This window comes from Mesorhizobium sp. M6A.T.Cr.TU.014.01.1.1 (genome assembly GCF_004022765.1).
GTDB lineage: Bacteria > Pseudomonadota > Alphaproteobacteria > Rhizobiales > Rhizobiaceae > Mesorhizobium > Mesorhizobium mediterraneum.
The window spans coordinates 285,985-303,393 of record NZ_RZPG01000002.1 but is presented as its reverse complement, the minus strand read 5'-3'; the positions used below and the strand labels follow the sequence as shown (position 1 = coordinate 303,393).

The following is a 17,409-nucleotide window of genomic DNA, read 5'->3' as shown; positions in this document are numbered from 1 at the left end:
TTTCAGAATGTCTGCCCGTGGATGCCAGCCAGGTGCTCGACGATCGGTCCGACCGCCAGCGCCGGGAAAAACGTGAGGCCGCCGACGATCAGGATGACGCCGACCAGCAGCCCGACGAATAGCGGCCCGTCGGTCGGGAAGGTGCCGGCTGAGGCAGGGGCCGTCTTCTTGGCGACCAGCGAACCGGCGATTGCCAGAGCCGGGACGATGACCAGGAAGCGGCCCATCAGCATGCCGATGCCGAGCGTGATGTTGTACCAAGGCGTGTTGCCGGTCAGGCCGCCAAAGGCCGAGCCGTTGTTGGCGGCAGCCGAGGTGTAGGCATAGAGGACCTCGGAGAAACCGTGCGGGCCGGCATTGGCGATGGAAGCGACGCCTGTCGGCAGCACCACCGCAATGGCGGTGAAGATCAGCATCGCCAGCGGCAGGCAGAGAATGGCCAGCATTGCCATCTTGATCTCCTTGGCCTCGATTTTCTTGCCGAGATATTCGGGCGTGCGTCCGACCATCAGCCCGGCAACGAAGACAGCGATCACGATGTACATCAGGATGCCGTAGAGACCGGCGCCGACGCCGCCGACAATGACCTCGCCGAGTTGCATGTTGATGATCGGGATCATGCCGCCAAGCGCGGTGAAGCTGTCAAGCATGGCGTTGACGGCGCCGCAGGACGCGGCCGTGGTGATGACCGCAAACAGCGCCGATAAAGCGATGCCGAAACGTGTTTCCTTGCCTTCCATGTTGCCGCCGTCGATACCGAGCGCATGCACCAGCGGATTGCCTGCGGCTTCCGCCCAGTAGCAGACGGCGACGCCAGCGATGAACAGGACGCCCATCGCGGTCAAGATCGCCCAACCCTGGCGCTGGTTGCCGACCATGCGGCCGAAGACGTTGGTCAGCGCCGCGCCGATGGCGAAGATCGTCACCATCTGGATCAGGTTCGAGATCGCATCGGGATTTTCGAAGGGATGCGCGGCATTGGCGTTGAAGAAGCCGCCGCCATTGGTGCCGAGCATCTTGATGGCGATCTGTGAGGCGACAGGCCCGACTGCGATCGTTTGCTGCGCGCCTTCCAGCGTCGTTGCGTTGACATAGGTGCCGAGCGTCTGCGGCATGCCGAGATAGACATAGATCAGCGACAGCACGATGCAGAGCGGCAACAGCAGGTAAAGGGTGGACCGGGTCATATCGACCCAGAAATTGCCGATCGATTTGCCGGAAGCCTTGGCGAAGCCGCGGATCAGCGCGATCGCGATGGCGATACCGGTCGCCGCTGACAGGAAATTCTGCACGGTGAGGCCGGCCATCTGCACGAGATAGGACATCGTGCTTTCGCCGCCGTAGTTCTGCCAGTTGGTATTGGTTATGAAGCTGGCGGCGGTGTTGAAGGCGAGCCCGGGTTCGACGGCGGTCATGCCAGCCGGGTTATAGGGCAGGCTGCCCTGCAGCCGTTGCAGGAAGTAAAGCACCAGGAAGCCGGCCAGGTTGAAGAACAGCAGGGCCGCCGCATAGGAGGTCCAGTGCTGCTCCTCGCGCTCGCTGGTTCCCGAGATGCGATAAAGGCTCCGTTCGAGAGGCCCCAAAATCGGCGACAGGAATGTGCGTTCGCCGCTGAAAACGCGATACATGTAGCCGCCGAGCGGCTTCACGAGCAAAATGACGATCCCGCAATAAACGAGGATCTGTATCCAGCCGTTGAGAGTCATTGAAATAGCTTTCCGTGCCTGGCCAGTTGCTGTCAGAAGCGTTCTGGCCGAACGAGGGCGTAGGTGAGATAGGCGAGCAGGAACAAAGTCACGCCGCCACCGAGGATGTAGTCGAGAAGCATGTTGCGATCCTCCCGCTTAAAGACTGTCGCAGGCTTTGATGTAGGCAAAAGAAAGGGCGAAGAACAAAACCCCTATCCCGAGAACGACGATGTCCATCGTGCATGTTCCTTATTTTCGTTTGTTTTCGCGTCTCCTGCAGGCGGCAGGCCGAAATCATGCGGAAACGTCCCGCCACAACGGCAGAATGACCGAGATGTGTATTTCCGGTAGAATATGGCTCGAAACACCATAAAGGTTCGAGACGTGGCGAGCGGGAAAGAAATAAAAATCCTATAGGGATTTTGCTGTCGCGATCTCAACAGAGGCACGGCGTTTGAAAACAAGATGGCCCGGACAGGCCGTGCGCCGGCGCGAGACGCTGCTGAAAATCAATGATCGCGCATGTAGATCACAGCATAGTCGTCCGTATATGCCCGCTTCCAGCCCAGCTCGTCGAAGAACGGAATGCGTCTGTCGTCCGCCGTCAGCAAGGCCCAGTCTATCGCATACTTATCGAGCTGGGCTTGGAGGACAGGCTTTCCGCCGCTGCGCCCCATTTGCTCATCTGCTTTCGCGAAGCCATTCAGAAAGAGCTGGTCTGTGCGGCCATCGATGAACGTCTTGATGCCATGGAAAATCAACGTGCCGCCGAAATCGTAGGAATTCAGCAGATTGCCCGATAAATTGTGGGTTTGGGCGAATGCGAGCGCATTCTTGGCCGAGGTCTTCTGGCTCGGCGCGACCGGATAGGTGGCAATGAAGGCCGCCGATGCCAAAACCAGCAAGACGGCAATTCCACCCCAGACTTGGCGGAACCGCCGCACGAAAAATTGTTCAAGCCCGTCGCGCTTTTCCTCCGCCCATTTCCGGGCCGAAAGTGCTGGATATTGCTGCGCAACCTCCACGGCGAGGACGATCGGGACAAGCAGAAAGAACAGGTAAATGAAACGTATGTGGGTGAGATAGATATGCAAGGTGAAGACAAGGAACAACGCCTTGGCCCAGCCGATCTGCAGTCTCGAAACCAGCAGCCCGAAAAAGACAATCAGCAGGGCCATCTCCTGGAAACCATGCTCAGAAGCGTTGAACGGCCGCCACTCCATGATGTAGGGCACCGCTTCATTGCCATAGGCCACCGTGAAGGTAGCCAGTATGGCCTTGACGCCATAGGGATTGAGCAGGCTGACCAGCGGACATAGCAGCCCGAAGGCGACCCATTTGGCAAGGAGCGCGGGGTTGGACAGGCGTATGCGCATGAGAAGATCGAGGCCGGCAAAAGCCGCGATGACGAAGCCGAAGGTGAACGTCGCGTGGAGGTTGGCCCACAGGCAAAGCAGCGGCAGCAGCCATAGAGGCGGGGCCTGCTCGTTGCGCGCGGCGTCGAAAAGATACGCGGTCCAGACGACGATGATGGGCAAGGTGAAGATGTGCGGCCGCGCGATATAGACGGGGTCGATCAGGAGCGCCAGAACGATCGTTAGTCCCGCCGCCAGTGTCGGCTTCAGCCAGACGCTGAGATGCCACGACATCAAGAAGACCGTCAGGACGACCATGGCGATCGTCAGCAGCGCCACACCGCTCCAGTCAGCTGCGTCATAGGCAAGCGCTAGAAGAACCTGCCCGAGCCATTCCTTGGCGATCCATGGATGGCCGGCAAAGGTGTAGGAATAGGTATCGATCGTCGGGAATGCGCGGCTTGCCAGGATATCCTGCCCGACCTTGATATGCCACCAACTGTCGGGGTCCTGGAGCAACGAAGCGGCGAGGGCAAGGAGCGCAGCCGCCATGACACCCGCGGCGACCAGGCAAAACACCAGCCTTGCGCGCCGGGCGTCGTCTATCAACGGCGGTGCTTCACGGGAAGCCTGTATCTGGAGCATAGAATATCCCTGAGCTGCTTGCTGCCGAGCATCTTCATTGATGGTCAGACGGCAGGCTTGATCGCATGCACGAAATACTGGGCTCCAAGGGGAACCGTGGCGAGGAAGCGCTCGAACGGCCGCAATCTTGCGAATAGGCGCGGGAAAAAAATCCGGTAGACGATATCGGCCCTGGAGAAGCCCGCCGCGGCCACTCGCGCACGCATGTCGCGGCCGTTGATCAGAACCGCGTTCTCGTCGAAAGCACAGCTTCGCACTGCGTGCGTCGTCAGCGGATTCAAGGGATTGTGCTCGAACAGAAAGAAGCTGCCGCCACTGGCCAGCACTCTCTCGATCTCCTTGATCAGGCCGACATGGAGGTTTTCAGGGATGTGATGGAACACGCAGGCGGCGAAGGCGAGATCGAAACTCGCGTCCTCATATGGGATCGTTTCGCCGTCGAAGTGCCTGAAATGAGCCTGGCCGGGAAAGCGCTTGTGGGCGATGTCGAGCGACTGCGAGGACGGGTCGAGCAAGGTGATTTCGCTGTCGGGAAAGGCGGCGCGCATGGGTCCCAGGGAGTTTCCGACGCCCGCGCCGAAGTCGAGTATCCGCTGCGGCTTCACGCCTGAGCGGGCGAGCCTTGCCGCGACGTCATCGATTTTGTACTGCGCAAAGAAATCCGGCGTCTCGCCGCTCAGCCGGATGCTTGCGGCATGCTGCTGCTGATATTCCTGCGCGAACTGGTCAAATTCTGCCTGAAGCACGCGCGGCTCCCTTCGTCAGCTCCCCGGCCATCTCCTGCAGGCGATGGACGGGCAGCTTCTCGGAGGCGGGATCGTGGGCGGCAATCTCGTCTACGAGGTAGAGGGGCCGTCGCTTGGTCTCCATATACATGCGCCCGAGATACTCGCCGAAAATCCCGAGGACCAGAAGCTGAACGCTGCCGAGGATCAGGACGATCGCGGCCAGGCTGGTCCACCCCGGCAACACGCTGCCGACGAACCACGAGAGCAGCGTGTAGCCGAGAGCGGCAAGCCCGAGAAAACCGAAGATCATGCCGAGATGCGAGGCAAACCGCAGGGGTACGGTGGAGAAACTCGTCATCGCGTCAATCGCCAGCAACACCATCTTCCTCAGGGGATAGTGCGTGGCGCCGGCGAAACGCTGGTGCCGTTCATAGGGAAAGGCCACCTGTTTCAAGCCGATCCAGCTCACCATGCCGCGAATGAAGCGGTAGCGCTCGGGCATCGCATTGAGATGATCGAGCGCACGGCGGCTCATCAGGCGAAAGTCCCCGGAATCGAGCGCCATGTCGACATCGACCATCTTGCGCAGCAGGCGGTAGAACACGGCCGCGGTCGTGCGCTTGAACCAGCCTTCGCCTTGCCGCTTCAGCCGCTGGCCATAGACGACGTCGAATCCCTCATCCATCTTTGCCATCATGGCTTCGAGCAATTCCGGCGGGTCCTGAAGGTCGGCGTCGAGAATGAGAATGCGCTGGCCGCGACAAAACTCCAGGCCGGCGCTGAGCGCAATCTGGTGGCCGTAGTTGCGGGCAAGATCCAATCCGACGACGTGGCTGTCCTGTCTGGCGAGATCGAAAATGGCCTCTCGGGTACCGTCGGTTGCTCCATCGACGACCAAGATGATCTCGTAGGAATGGCCCGCTTGTTCACGGCAAGCGGCTGTCACGCGCCGGTAAAGCTCGGCGATTCCGTCGATTTCGTTGTAGCACGGCACGACAACAGACAGCGCGATAGCGCGTCGCGTGGCGATTTTCTCTGTTTGCGCCAAAAGCCCAGCTCCCGTTACTAGAACGGGAATAGGCCGAATTTGTTAGAAAACCGATAAACCGCTCAGGCCGGCCCGCGACGTCAGACAAACGACGCGTGACGGACACATGCGACGGAGATACGGAGAGGGCGGACGCTCCGCCAAATCGGCCGTTCAGCCTTCGGCCTTGAAGTTCTTGGCTTCCTTCTCGACCTTGGCGCTGTCCTTGCCGTGCTTGCGCATCAGATCCTTCGCTTGGTTGGGAGAAACGTCGGTGGTCTCGGCCAGGCGCAGGGCCTCCTTGTCGTCCGGCTCGCGTTTCTTCCGGTCGGCCATTGCGGTCTTCTTGTCAGCCATCACAACGCCTTTATGCTCTCGGCGATTTCGTTCAGCACCTTGCGGTCGGTGCCGTGGCGCTTGATCAGCGTGCGTGCCTGGTCGGGAGTGATGCCGGCTTCCTCGGCGAGATGCCTCACCTCATAGTCTTCGTCGCCGGCTACTTGTGAGCGATCGCGGTTGTCGGTCTTGGTCTTGTCGTCGGCCATGGCAGTTCTCCTCGTTTCGACCTTGAGCATAACGACGGAGATTTCGTGAGGTTCCTTAGTGCCGGCCTTCGCGCACGAACACATCGGCTTCCTTGGCGGCGGCCGCGAATGCGCGCCGCGCACTGCCAACCGCCCGCCGCTGCTCCATCGCATCGATCAGGGCTTTCAAGGCCGCGCGATATTTCGGCCCGCGCTTTTCGTCTGGCCACTTGTCGACCAGAAGCGAGGCCGCCTGGACTGTCCTCGTCACAGAGAGGGGGCGGCCGATCCCTTCGCTCTCGATTGTCACGGGAATGTCGAATTGTTTATCACGCATCACCGGCACTCCTTGACTCCGAAGACAGCAACGGCGCAGCGGAGTTATACGTTCCGATGACGAATGGCGTGATCCATCCCGATCACAATTCATGGTTACTGAGTGGCTTACGTCGCCGGTAGTTCAGACAGTGCGCAAGCTAGGGCGGCATGCACTAGCGGGACCGATGGTCGAACACGACCCCCATGGTCCTACCAATTGCGGTCATGACGACAAGCTCGACCAGATGGTCGTCGCTGTCCTCACAAGCTGGGTCTGCTCGGCGGATGGCATCTATTGCGGCTCTGGTCGATATGGTGTCGCCGGCGCGGAATTTTGAAAGCGCAGATGAAACAAGTTCCTGGACGGTCAAGTCAACGGCAGGCGCTCTCGAGACGATGTTCATTGGCCTCCTCCGCCCTGAACCCTCTCCCATGAGAATATTACGCCGAATGGCAGTTTTCGCCAGCGAAATAGTGGTCAGACCAGGGGCCAATCGGGCCGGGGATGCTCACCTTTTTGCAGGGGTCAGCGCGACGCTGCCGATTTCGATTTCTCTCGGCTCCTCGCAGCTGGCTTGATCCTTATGCGCACCGCCCCACCCTCGGGATGATCGATCTCAAAGGCATTGGTTTTCCGCACGAGATCGCTCAGCTTGCGAAAGCCGAAGGTTCTGGGATCGAAGTCCGATGCCAGATTTGCGAGCTGATTGCCGACAATGCCGAGCGGCACCCAGCCGTCCTCGGTTTCCATCTGTGAAATGACCTTGGTGATGATCGGCGTCGCGGCGCTGGGCGGCTGCAAAGATTTCGTCGGCGCCGCATCCTGAGCGTTGGCTGGCGCAGTCGGAAGCAGGTTCTCGGTGTATACGAACCGGCGGCATGCCTGCCGAAAACTCTCCGGTGTCTTCTGCTCGCCAAACCCATAAACGTCGATCCCATGCTCCCGGATGCGAGCGGCAAGGCGGGTGAAATCGCTGTCGGAGGACACCAGGCAGAAGCCTTCGAACCGCCCGCTGTGGAGAAGGTCCATCGCGTCGATGACGAGCGTGATGTCGGATGCGTTCTTGCCGGTGGTGTAGGCGAATTGCTGCTGCGGGATGATCGCGTGCTTCGACAGCACATCGGCCCACGCCTTCGAACGGGTGCTGGAGAAGTCGCCATAGATGCGACGAACGCTTGCCTCGCCGATCTTTGCGATTTCCTCGAACAGCCCGTCGGCAATCTTGGCCGAGGCATTGTCTGCGTCGATCAGCACAGCAAGCCGTGGAGAACGCGGTTCGGTTGGCACGGTGGGCCCCCTGTTCTGGCTTCGCACCAAATGACATAATGCCATATGGTGCAGCGGTAACCTTTTTATCGAGATTCGACGAACGTCACCTACTTCTTCCGGTACAAGATCATACCTGCGTGGTGGAGCACGCCGTCAATAAATTCGCCATCGGCGGTAAAGCCGGTATCGTCCCAGTAGTCGATGTGGTTGCCCCGGATCTCATAGCGCCCCTGGTATGCGCTATCACGGTTTCCGCGCGCTTCGTCATAACGACCGTTTGGAAGCAAGTTGTGACGGATATGGCCATCGGCCGTGACCCACATCCCGACATAGGGGTGGCTTTCCGAAACCTGGGTAGCTGTGTTTTGCTCGATATCCATCTGGGCGAGACCTTTCTGCATGGGTAAGACGGCTGCGCCGGCAAGAAGCATGGCAGCGGCAAGCATCGAAACCTGTTTCATGGGACAGCTCCTCAGGGCTGTTTGCCGGGAGTGGCGCGACGTTCAGCGAACAGCTCGGAGAGCGCTTGCGATGCTGCGATCGCGCGGGGAAATCCGGCCGGAACCGTCACCATGTAGATGACTTCCTTCAGCTCACCCTCGGACACGCCGATATTCAGCGCATAGCCGGCATGAATCCTCATGAAGGCGGCCTCACCCATGGCTGCGAATACCGCGACGGCGGCGAGTTGGCGTGTGCGGCTGTCGAGCCCCGGACGGGACCAGACGTCGCCGAGCGCATAGCCCTGGGTTGCTGTGGCCAGAAACGGAAACTCCTGCCTCATGCGTTCCAGCGTCGGCTGCGGAGCGCCACTGTTCAGGCTTCTGACGACAGCGTCGCCGCGTTGCAGCCGCTCTTCCATCGTCTGCGATTTGGCCGTTTGAGGAACCGCGCCGAGCAGCAACGCTGCGGCAATCACGATGTACGCGCCGTGAAAACGAAAATCCATTTTTGCCTCCCTATTTGTTGGCTGTCGGCCGGATGACGATCTCGTTCACGTCGACATCGTCCGGCTGTTCGATGACAAAGCGCACGGCGCGGCCGATGGCGTCGGGCTGCAGCGCAATGGCGCGATAGGTCTTCATCGCTTCCGCCGCCACCGGATCGGTGATCGTGTCGGCGAGCTCGCTCTCGACCACGCCGGGATGGATGCAGGTGACGCGGATGTTGTCGTGCTCCTGCCGCAAGCCATCGGAGATGGCGCGGACCGCGTATTTGGTTGCGCAATAGACAGCGGCTGTCGGCGATACCGAAAGCGCGCCGATAGAGGCGATGTTGACGACATGGCCGTAGCCTCGGGCCGTCATCTCCGGCAGCACCGCGGCGATGCCGTAGAGCACGCCCTTGATGTTGACGTCGACCATTCGGTCCCACTCGTCGACCTTCATCGAGGCCATCAGCGACAACGGCATGACGCCGGCATTGTTGACGATCACGTCGACGCGTCCCCAGGCCTGGCGCGCCGCCTCGGCAAAGGCGGCGACATCGGCGCGGTTGGTCACGTCGAGGCGGCGTGTCATTGCCTCCCCGCCCTTTGCCCTGATCTCTTCCGCGAGCGCGTCCAGCCGATCGGTGCGGCGCGCACCGAGCATGACCTTTGCTCCGGCAGCACCGAGCTCCCGGCCGATGGCGGCGCCAATGCCGCTCGAAGCCCCGGTGATGAGCACGACTTTGTTGAGGGACATGTTTCGTCTCCATCTGGTTGATCTTGCAAACTGCGATGCAGCGGTTGCCACGAAGATGGATCTGTTTCACTGTTGCGATAAGACGGCCATTCCTTCCCAAGATGGAAAGCACAGCTAACCAATGCAGCCGGACCTCAATGCGCTTGCGGTCTTTGCCCTCGTGGCCGAGGAGCGGAGCTTTCGCGCGGCTGCGGACCGCATGGGCGTCACCCGCTCGGCGGTGAGCCAGACGATGAAGAGGCTGGAAGAGAAGCTCGGTATTGGCCTTGTCCGGCGCACGACGCGAAGCGTCAGCCTGACCGAGGCTGGCGAACGCCTCTACGCCGAGATAGCGCCGGCCATTGCCGACATGCGCGCCGCAATGGAGACCACCGGGGACCTGCGCGGTCGTCCGCGCGGGCAGTTGCGGCTCGCCGTCTCGTCGATCGCCGAGCGCTTTCTTTCAGGGCCGTTCCTGGCGACCTTTGCCGAAGCCAATCCGGAGGTTCAGATCGACATCACGGTGACGGACGAGGAATTCGATATCGTCGCAGAGGGATACGATGCCGGCGTCAGGCTCGGCGAGGTGATAGAGCAGGACATGATCGCGGTGTCTGTCGCCGGTGACGAGCGGCAGCTGGCCGTCTGCGCGCCGGCCTATCGCGATCGGTTTGGGGCGCCTTCGCATCCGAGGGAGCTCGCTGGCCATCGCTGCATTGGCTGGCGCCGCGCACCGAAGGTCGCGCCCTATCGTTGGGAATTCGCGGAGAACAGCAATGAGTTCAGCGTCGCCGTTGCGCCGGAGATCACGACCAACGACATGGCGCTGATGATAAAGCTCGCCATCGCCGGCGCCGGCATCACCTTCGGCATGGAGGAGAGTTTTCGCCCGTGGATCGATCAAGGCGAGCTGGTGCCGGTTCTCGAGGATTATTGCCCGCGCTTTGCCGGCTTCTATCTCTACTATCCGAGCCGTCGCAACGTAGCGCCGAAGCTGCGCGCCCTTGTCGATCACCTGCGGCGTCTCGGTTAGCGTTTTCGGCGCGGACGCTGATGAAGGCATGGCAGGACGCCGTGCTGACGAGCATGTTCTACAAGACCTACGAGGCGGCACCGACCAGCCCACCATCCTTTTGGGGCGGAGCCCAGATCGTCAACCCCGCTGGACGCACCGGCATCTCGATGTTGCAATTACATTAGCGTAAGCGCATGTTTTCATCAGCCGGCGCAAGCCGGTTAGGCCCGGTAGCCGGCCGGTCACCCCCAATAGGCTGCCGGGCCGCCCGCCTGCCGCGTTTTCGCGATATCACGGCTTTTCCGGTTTGCTCGGCAATCCGGTCCGGAAGTGCTTCGCTACCCATCGGCCGCGCAGATGCCGACATCGGCGGCGCGGCAATGCAAGTCGAGCCATGCGTTCAATTTACACACAGCCGAGCAAACATGGCAAAAAGTGCACTGTCACCGTAATTCGCAAACCCTTGCGCTATAGGGGATAGAATCAATTCGCGACGAAATGACGGTCGTTTGCGACCCCGCGACGCAACAGGTCACGCGCAATGGGCGGGATCCCACCACAGGGCGCCGCACAGGGTCAGCGGCACCTCGGTCGGGGGAGCGGCTGCTAGTCCCCATGGACGGCGACGTAACTGGACCCGCAGGATTGATAGCAGGTCCCGCCACATCGCAATTACGTGGCGGCCACGTAACTTACACACTGCTGCTGGAACACCACGAATGCCGAGCCTAGGCTGCTTTGACAGCGGGTGGCGCAATGGCAGCGAGTACCAGACTAAAGGGCAGAGAGAGCGCATTTTCAGCGGCAGCACGACGGTTCCCGCAGTCCGAATTCTTGATCCGTCGGCTGATGGATCGAAGCGAAGCTTTTTGTGACATGTGCGAAGAACTTGCTGAAGCGGAAGACGCATTGTCGAAGGTCTACACCGTTGCGGTGGAATTGCGTGAGACGAGGGGGGCCGAATGGCAAGAATTGATAAGCAGGTTGACCGAGGAAGTCGGAACCGCACTGCAGGACAAGGAGGGGCTCGTGAAGCCGCGCCCGAACGGCTGATTAGTCGGCGCCTGCGAGCGTCATCCATTTTGTCCCAGCCTTGCTATCGCAGCGTCAGCACAGGACGACGCGCAGGAGCTCGCCAAGACCCAAAAAAATGAGAACACCGGCGCCGCCTGCCGGCGCGAACTGACGAAAAGAATTGTGAAATACACGAACTCGATAAAGGAGTACGGCAAATGTTGACAAAGCGAGATTTACTTCGCTCGGTCGCGGCGATTGCCGCTGGCGCCGCGATTGCGAACCCAAGCCTGCTGATGGCGCAGAGCTACCCCGGCATCATCGAGGCAAAGGACATCGCCGAGGAAGGCTTCATCTACGGCCTGCCGCTCGTGATGAACTATGCCGTGATGAATGAATTCGCCGTCGACCCGAAGTCCAGCCAATTCAAGGCGCCGTTCAACGAAATCAACAACATGCATCAAGTCGCCTCACCGGCGGACACGGCAGTCGTCACCCCCAACAGCGACACTCCTTACTCGATCCTATGGCTGGATTTGCGCGCCGAGCCGATGGTGATCTCGGTGCCGGCGGTGGAGAAGGACCGCTACTACTCGGTTCAGTTGATCGACGGCAACACCTACAATTTTGGCTATATCGGCTCGCGCGCCACGGGAAACGAGCCGGGTTCCTATCTCGTTGTCGGACCCGACTGGAAAGGCGAGAAGCCCGTCGGCATCAGCCAAGTCTTTTCCTCGACCACCCCGTTCGTATTTGCCAACTTTCGGACCCAGCTCATCAACGCCGAAGATATGCCGAACGTGGAAAAGGTGCAGGCCGGCTACAAGGCGCAGCCGCTTTCCGCGTTTCTAAAAAAACCCGCCCCGCCCGCCGCACCGACGATCGAGTTCCTTCCTGCCACCAGTGCCGGGATCAAGGAGAACTTCTTCCAATATCTCGATGCGGCGCTGGAATACGTCCCCGAGACGCCAAGGGACAAGGAGATCCGTGCGAAACTAGCGAAGATTGGCATCGGTCCCGGCAAAACCTTCGAGTTGAAGGACCTATCGCTCGAACACAAAGCCGAAATGCTGATCGGCATGAAGCAAGGTGACGATAAAATCAACAAATGGCTGGCCAGCGGAAACAAGCCCATCAACGGCTGGAACGTCAGCTCGCTTCTTGGCGACGAAGCCTTCTACAACGGCGATTGGTTGCTGCGGGCCGGAGCTGCAAAGGCAGGCCTCTATGGCAACGATGCAGCAGAGGCCATGTACCCCTTCACCAGAACGGATGCCACCGGGGAACCGCTCGACGGCAGCAAGCACAACTACACTCTCACCTTTCCCGCCGGGCAACTCCCGCCGGTGAATTCCTTCTGGTCGGTAACGATGTATGACGGCAAGAGCCAGTTCCTGATCAAGAACCCGATCAACCGCTACCTCATCAACTCGCCGATGTTGCCCGGCATGATGAAGAACGAGGATGGCTCGCTCACCCTCTATATCCAGAAAGACAGCCCCGGCGCGGATAAGGAAGCTAACTGGCTGCCTACGCCCAATGGCACGATCTATCTCGTGATGCGCCTGTACTGGCCGAAGACGGAAGCGCCTTCAATTCTGCCGGCCGGCGAAGGCAGCTGGCAGCCGCCCGGTATCAATGTGGCGCAATAATTATCCCGACCGTGAATTATCCCGACCATGCTGAGATGTCGATGAGGAGAGAGTTATGATACGCACGACGAGAATGCTTTGCGCCACCGCCGCGGTGGTCCTGATAGGCTTGGGCACCGCTTCCGCCGAAGCGCCGAAGATGAAAATGACGACGCCGATACCGGATTCGATCGTCACGCCGGAGAGTGTGGACACCAGGCTTGGCAAGTTGAACTTTTTCGATGGCTTCCCGGATGACGCCACCTCGGAGAAGATCTACGACAATCTCGATTTCATGCGCGGCGTCGACGCTTTTCTCAACGCCATGCCCGGCGCATCGGTTGAAGCCCTGCGGGTTGGATTGGCTAGCCAGGGCGCCGACAACAACCAGACTATTCTGATCTTCGAAAACCTGATGGATTCGCATTCGTTGTTCCTCACCGGCAACACCGAAAGCATCTACAATCTGATGTGGCTGGACACCAAGGCCGGTCCGCTGGTCATCGAGACGCCGCCCAATATCCTGGGCATGATCGACAATCACTGGTTCCAATATGTCGGCGATGTCGGCAATGCCGGCCCGGACAAGGGCAAGGGTGGAAAATACCTGCTTTTGCCGCCGGGTTATCAGGGCGAGATACCCGAAGGCTATTTCGTGTTTCGAACCTCGACTTACGGAAACCTGTTCTTCTGGCGCGGCTTCCTCGAAAACGGCAGCACTGCAACCGCGGTCGAAAACACCAAGAAATTCGCCAAGGTTTATCCCCTTTCGGAAGCCGGCAATCCGCCGCCGATGAAGATCATCAACACCTCGGGCAAGGAGTACAACACGATCCATGCCAATGATTTTCACTTCTTCGAGGAAGTTAACGACATCGTCCAGTACGAGCCGAACGAGGCCTATCACCCGGAAGTGCTCGGACAGCTCGCCGCCATCGGCATCGAAAAGGGCAAACCCTTCGCACCCGACGAGCGGATGAAGAAGATCCTCACTGAAGCCGTCGCCGTCGGCAATGCGACGGCGCGCACCATCACATTCAAGACCCGCATGAAGGACGCCTATTATTATCCGGACAGTGCCTGGTTCACCGGCTTTGTCGGCGGCAACTACGAGTTTCTTCTGCAGCCGGGCGTTCGCTATCTGGATGCCCGTGTCCTGTTCCACTACTATGCCACGGGTATCACGCCGGCCATGGCGATAAAGCGCGTCGGCATCGGTTCGCAATACGCCGGCGCCACCACCGACAAGGATGGCAAACCGTTCGATGGCGGCAAGACCTATAAGATCCACCTGCCGCCAAACATTCCGGCAAAAGAATTCTGGTCGTTCGTTGCGTATGACAATCAAACGCGTTCGATGCTGCAGACGGACCAGCAATTCCCCAGCATCGGCAGCGACAAGAAAGACATTGTGATCAACGCGGACTCCTCGGTCGATGTCTGGTTCGGTCCGACAGCGCCGGAAGGCCATGAGGCCAACTGGGTCCAGACAGTTCCCGGCAAGGGCTGGAACGTCCTTCTTCGCCTCTATGGCCCGCTGGAGTCCTGGTTCGACAAGACCTGGAAGCCGGGCGAGTTCGAACTGGTGCAGCAATAGGGAAAACAGTCGAATAGAGCGGATGGTTCTCTATCCGCTCGATCGATCTTCAGGCGAAGACTCAGCTCGCTGTGGCTGACGTCGCCGTGCGCTCGCCAAGGCTGGCTACAGGCTGGGTCGGCATCAACTTACGGGGCTCTGGCAAGAGTACCGGTTCAAACAACGAGCTGTAACCTACCATTCCGCGTACGACGGCACGGTTTTGCTCGCCAACACGAACGCCGGGTAACCGGTACGCGCTAACTATCGGACACCACGATGGACGACCTTTCAGGTCCCACGCCGGTTTTGGAAATTGTCGTCGGCACTCTTTTCATGATCGTGATAATTTTCGTTCACGGCACTGGAATTCGAATAATCAATCAACGCTTCAGCAAATCCTGGATCCGTGTGACTGAAGCCACGCCATATTGGCGGCTCAACCTGTTGCTTGCCATCACAATCGGTTCCCTGGCAGCCCTGCATTTCGCGGAAACCTTTCTTTGGGCGGTCCCTCTATATGTGATGGGATCGATCCCCTCGATGCGTGACAGCTACTATTACGTCTTGGAGAGCTATACGACGCTGGGAGAGGGAAATATCAATCTGCCAGACCGATGGCGTCTGGTCGGTCCGATCATAGCCATGTCCGGCTTGTTCACATTCGGTTGGACGGGAAGCGTTCTGGTAAGCATCATGACCGAATTTGGCAGGCTCGACAGAGTGCGCGCCAAAGGGCCGACCGGTCGCGGGCCTGCCGGGAAAAGTGACTCCGAATGATCATTATGAGTTGGCGCGATACGACACGCGTCGAATGGCGAATAAAGAGCAGCGCTTCAGATAGCGCAGGACGCTGACACGCAGCTCATAAGTTAGTTCGAAGCGTGCTTCTGCTTTGGCGTTATGTACCGTTCGCGATCGTTGTAGGAGACCGCGACGGCGCCAGTGGCCTTTGTCGAGAGCCTGTTCAGATAGTTGTCCATATGGTGATCGGCGAGGTCAGCAAAGCTGATCGAACGCCAGAACTCTCCAACGGAAATGCGGTCGGCATCATGGCTTGGCAGGAACACATAATGAGGACCGTCCAGCAAGATCACTTCCGGCCCGACATGCTCGTAGGATCCGTGCAGGCGGTTGATTAGTGCAGTCACAGGCGGCAACATCGGCACCATATCGTTTTCATCGACGACACGTGTGATCGAAAGGGACCCTATTAGCTCGACGCCGGCCGCCGTGGTGAATTTCGGCTGGCCAAAGGTGACGACCCGAGCAACGTCGTAGCCATCTCGAGCAAGGTATATCGCAAGGATCGCTGCGATCGCGCCGCCAAGCGAGTGTCCTGTTACGAACGTTTTGTAGTTCTGTTTGAGGGAAGGCTTCATGTCGGCGTAGAGGGCGTGCGACGTGGCGTCGAAGCCTGAGTGGATCGGCAGGCCGAGGTCGAGGTCCTGGCGGATCCTGATCTCGATGTCTTCGAAAATATTCTTCCTGTTGGCTGTTCCCCGGACCGCGATATATTGGGTCCGCGTCTTATCGTCCCGCTCCACGAAATACTGGGCATCGGTGGCGCCGGGCGAGCCGACGCGCACCGTGGCCGGATACTTGGCGCGGATGACTGCTTCCGTCGCATAGGCCGTCTTCGCTCTGCCAGCATAAGCGAAAAGCTCTGTGAAATCGACATCGGCGGGCGTCACCGTCGATCCCAGCGCCTGCAATTCTTTCGATGACATGCCGACGCACGCCGTCAGCGCCATCGCGCAAAGGGCGATCACTGCGAGCAGTTCAAAGCGACTTTTCACGCGAACCATCTCCTGGCAATTGCTGTGCGATCATGCTGGAGCCGCCGCATCGCCGGTCAGGGGGCTTGGGCACGGCCCGAATTCCGTTTCGCGGACTGCCTTGTGCACCGGCTTCAGCGCCGCGAGGCGGATCATCGATTGCTTTCCTGGCTCGGCTGTGAATTTCGTCTGGATGATCAGCGTCCCGTACTCGACGTCCCCGATCCTGGCTCTTGAACGGGCGATGAGATCGGGCGCCAGTTCGGGGTCGGCGGCAATCTCCTCACCGATCTTCTTGAACAGCTTGCGGATCGGTTCGACATCCGTGTCGAAGGCGACACGGATGGCGACGGCGCAGGGTTTTATGAGTTGGACCGCTTTCAATTGCATCAGTAGCAGGGCGGGTAGGGATAGTAGCCGCACGCCGGGGGCGGGTAATAGGGCGCAGCAGCAGCGGCTGCGCCAATAGCAGCCCCGGCAACTGCGGCTCCCGCGACAGCGCCAGCACCATACCAAGCTCCATGATAGACGGGAGCATGCCAGTAGGCGCCGCCGCCGTATCCACCACCATGCCAGACCGCACCACCGTAGCCGCCCACATGGGCGAAGCCGCCGCCGCCCGGTCCGCGAAACGCAAAGGCGTCAATGAAAAGTGCTGCCGGACCACTCGCGTTGTTCAGACTACCTTCCAGGACGGCAACGTCGAATGTGAGCGTGGTTCCCTCAAGCTTCGGAGCCTTGAGCGTAACCACGGCATCGTTCACCTCTGAACCGTCTCCCCCAAGGACTGAGAGCGTTGCGTTCGGGGGATCGATAGCGAAACTGTCCTTGCCTTCATCCCATTGCATGATGAATTGCTCGGTGGCGACATGGCCGGCGGCCCGCACCGGCCGATCGGCAAACACAATCGAGTTTTTCGAAACGCCGGTCAGGACGAGCTTGCCGCCGTCAAGCTTGGCACTCTGCGAATTTATGACGGCGAGGGACGGGACGGCGCCGGTCGCCTTGACCTGGCCGATGGTCTTTTCCAGCGGCACGTGAGGCTTCTTGGCGGCTTCTTGCGCTATTGCGCCCGCAGTCGCGAGGGCAAGGCCTCCAGCAAAAAATATTATACTCGTTATGCGATTGGCGTTCATACTGAAAAATCCTCCTTAGAGATGAGAGCAAGCGGCGTCG

General features: G+C 59.7%; 22 protein-coding genes. 7 read left to right on the top strand and 15 right to left on the bottom strand.

Annotated features, from left to right (window positions below; translation table 11 throughout):
- Positions 1 to 2 precede the first annotated feature (2 nt).
- The 8 genes from kdpA to EN885_RS03940 all read right to left on the bottom strand — a co-directional run bounded on the left by kdpA (position 3) and on the right by EN885_RS03940 (position 6,304).
- Positions 3 to 1,706, bottom strand: coding sequence for a potassium-transporting ATPase subunit KdpA (gene kdpA / locus EN885_RS03975; protein WP_128244256.1), 1,704 nt, complete (start codon positions 1,704 to 1,706; stop codon positions 3 to 5).
- 32 nt (positions 1,707 to 1,738) lie between these two features.
- Positions 1,739 to 1,828, bottom strand: coding sequence for a K(+)-transporting ATPase subunit F (gene kdpF, locus EN885_RS03970; protein ID WP_032918612.1), 90 nt, complete (start codon positions 1,826 to 1,828; stop codon positions 1,739 to 1,741).
- A gap of 369 nt (positions 1,829 to 2,197) precedes the next feature.
- Entirely contained in the window at positions 2,198 to 3,688 is a 1,491-nt protein-coding gene (locus tag EN885_RS03965; RefSeq protein ID WP_128244255.1) for a hypothetical protein, read from the bottom strand.
- 44 nt (positions 3,689 to 3,732) lie between these two features.
- Positions 3,733 to 4,434, bottom strand: coding sequence for a class I SAM-dependent methyltransferase (locus tag EN885_RS03960; protein WP_128244254.1), 702 nt, complete (start codon positions 4,432 to 4,434; stop codon positions 3,733 to 3,735).
- Positions 4,415 to 5,464 (bottom strand): glycosyltransferase family 2 protein, encoded by a 1,050-nt coding sequence (locus EN885_RS03955; RefSeq protein ID WP_128244253.1) that lies wholly within the window; start codon positions 5,462 to 5,464, stop codon positions 4,415 to 4,417. Before EN885_RS03955 ends, EN885_RS03960 begins: the two co-directional genes overlap by 20 nt.
- A gap of 153 nt (positions 5,465 to 5,617) precedes the next feature.
- Positions 5,618 to 5,800: a hypothetical protein gene (locus tag EN885_RS03950; protein WP_164546994.1), complete on the bottom strand. Its 183-nt coding sequence runs from the start codon at positions 5,798 to 5,800 to the stop codon at positions 5,618 to 5,620.
- The gene (locus EN885_RS03945; RefSeq protein ID WP_095488451.1) at positions 5,800 to 5,988 is read right to left on the bottom strand and encodes a DUF3606 domain-containing protein; all 189 of its coding nucleotides are present in this window, start codon (positions 5,986 to 5,988) and stop codon (positions 5,800 to 5,802) included. The genes EN885_RS03950 and EN885_RS03945 overlap by 1 nt, the downstream gene beginning before the upstream one ends.
- Before the next feature lie 55 nt (positions 5,989 to 6,043).
- Entirely contained in the window at positions 6,044 to 6,304 is a 261-nt protein-coding gene (locus EN885_RS03940) for a DUF982 domain-containing protein (RefSeq protein WP_245493004.1), read from the bottom strand.
- Positions 6,305 to 6,470: 166 nt separating this feature from the next.
- Between EN885_RS03940 and EN885_RS33825 the strand changes: the two genes are divergently transcribed.
- Positions 6,471 to 6,623: a hypothetical protein gene (locus EN885_RS33825; RefSeq protein ID WP_206437551.1), complete on the top strand. Its 153-nt coding sequence runs from the start codon at positions 6,471 to 6,473 to the stop codon at positions 6,621 to 6,623.
- A gap of 188 nt (positions 6,624 to 6,811) precedes the next feature.
- Here the strand turns inward: EN885_RS33825 and EN885_RS03930 are convergent, their stop codons facing one another.
- From EN885_RS03930 to EN885_RS03915, 4 genes are all read right to left on the bottom strand, one after another.
- Positions 6,812 to 7,573: an NYN domain-containing protein gene (locus EN885_RS03930; RefSeq protein WP_126104910.1), complete on the bottom strand. Its 762-nt coding sequence runs from the start codon at positions 7,571 to 7,573 to the stop codon at positions 6,812 to 6,814.
- A gap of 89 nt (positions 7,574 to 7,662) precedes the next feature.
- Entirely contained in the window at positions 7,663 to 7,956 is a 294-nt protein-coding gene (locus tag EN885_RS03925; RefSeq protein ID WP_245493003.1) for an Atu4866 domain-containing protein, read from the bottom strand.
- Positions 7,957 to 8,027: 71 nt separating this feature from the next.
- Positions 8,028 to 8,417 carry a carboxymuconolactone decarboxylase family protein gene (locus tag EN885_RS03920; RefSeq protein WP_245493002.1) on the bottom strand — a complete coding sequence of 130 codons (390 nt, stop codon included), beginning with the start codon at positions 8,415 to 8,417 and terminating at the stop codon, positions 8,028 to 8,030.
- Positions 8,418 to 8,514: 97 nt separating this feature from the next.
- Positions 8,515 to 9,240, bottom strand: coding sequence for an SDR family oxidoreductase (locus tag EN885_RS03915; RefSeq protein WP_126104913.1), 726 nt, complete (start codon positions 9,238 to 9,240; stop codon positions 8,515 to 8,517).
- Between the two features lie 121 nt (positions 9,241 to 9,361).
- Here EN885_RS03915 and EN885_RS03910 point away from each other — a divergent pair, with 121 nt between their 5' ends.
- From EN885_RS03910 to EN885_RS03885, 6 genes are all read left to right on the top strand, one after another.
- Positions 9,362 to 10,252: a LysR family transcriptional regulator gene (locus EN885_RS03910; RefSeq protein WP_128244249.1), complete on the top strand. Its 891-nt coding sequence runs from the start codon at positions 9,362 to 9,364 to the stop codon at positions 10,250 to 10,252.
- A 20-nt stretch (positions 10,253 to 10,272) separates the two neighbouring features.
- Positions 10,273 to 10,419, top strand: coding sequence for a hypothetical protein (locus EN885_RS33490; protein ID WP_164547108.1), 147 nt, complete (start codon positions 10,273 to 10,275; stop codon positions 10,417 to 10,419).
- Positions 10,420 to 10,990: 571 nt separating this feature from the next.
- Positions 10,991 to 11,287, top strand: coding sequence for a hypothetical protein (locus tag EN885_RS03900; protein ID WP_126104914.1), 297 nt, complete (start codon positions 10,991 to 10,993; stop codon positions 11,285 to 11,287).
- 179 nt (positions 11,288 to 11,466) lie between these two features.
- Positions 11,467 to 12,900, top strand: a complete 1,434-nt coding sequence (locus tag EN885_RS03895) for a DUF1254 domain-containing protein (RefSeq protein ID WP_095488460.1) — start codon at positions 11,467 to 11,469, stop codon at positions 12,898 to 12,900.
- Positions 12,901 to 12,955: 55 nt separating this feature from the next.
- Complete coding sequence (locus tag EN885_RS03890) at positions 12,956 to 14,476, top strand: DUF1254 domain-containing protein (protein WP_127294261.1); 1,521 nt, start codon at positions 12,956 to 12,958, stop codon at positions 14,474 to 14,476.
- Between the two features lie 258 nt (positions 14,477 to 14,734).
- Positions 14,735 to 15,235 (top strand): ion channel, encoded by a 501-nt coding sequence (locus EN885_RS03885; RefSeq protein WP_128241008.1) that lies wholly within the window; start codon positions 14,735 to 14,737, stop codon positions 15,233 to 15,235.
- Positions 15,236 to 15,327: 92 nt separating this feature from the next.
- Here EN885_RS03885 and EN885_RS03880 read toward each other — a convergent pair whose 3' ends face one another.
- The 3 genes from EN885_RS03880 to EN885_RS33815 are packed head-to-tail and all read right to left on the bottom strand — an operon-like array spanning position 15,328 to position 17,369.
- Positions 15,328 to 16,254, bottom strand: a complete 927-nt coding sequence (locus tag EN885_RS03880) for a lipase family protein (protein ID WP_164897778.1) — start codon at positions 16,252 to 16,254, stop codon at positions 15,328 to 15,330.
- A 30-nt stretch (positions 16,255 to 16,284) separates the two neighbouring features.
- Positions 16,285 to 16,623 carry a hypothetical protein gene (locus tag EN885_RS33820; RefSeq protein WP_206437552.1) on the bottom strand — a complete coding sequence of 113 codons (339 nt, stop codon included), beginning with the start codon at positions 16,621 to 16,623 and terminating at the stop codon, positions 16,285 to 16,287.
- The gene (locus tag EN885_RS33815) at positions 16,623 to 17,369 is read right to left on the bottom strand and encodes a hypothetical protein (RefSeq protein WP_206616803.1); all 747 of its coding nucleotides are present in this window, start codon (positions 17,367 to 17,369) and stop codon (positions 16,623 to 16,625) included. Before EN885_RS33815 ends, EN885_RS33820 begins: the two co-directional genes overlap by 1 nt.
- Between the last annotated feature and the right edge of the window lie 40 nt (positions 17,370 to 17,409).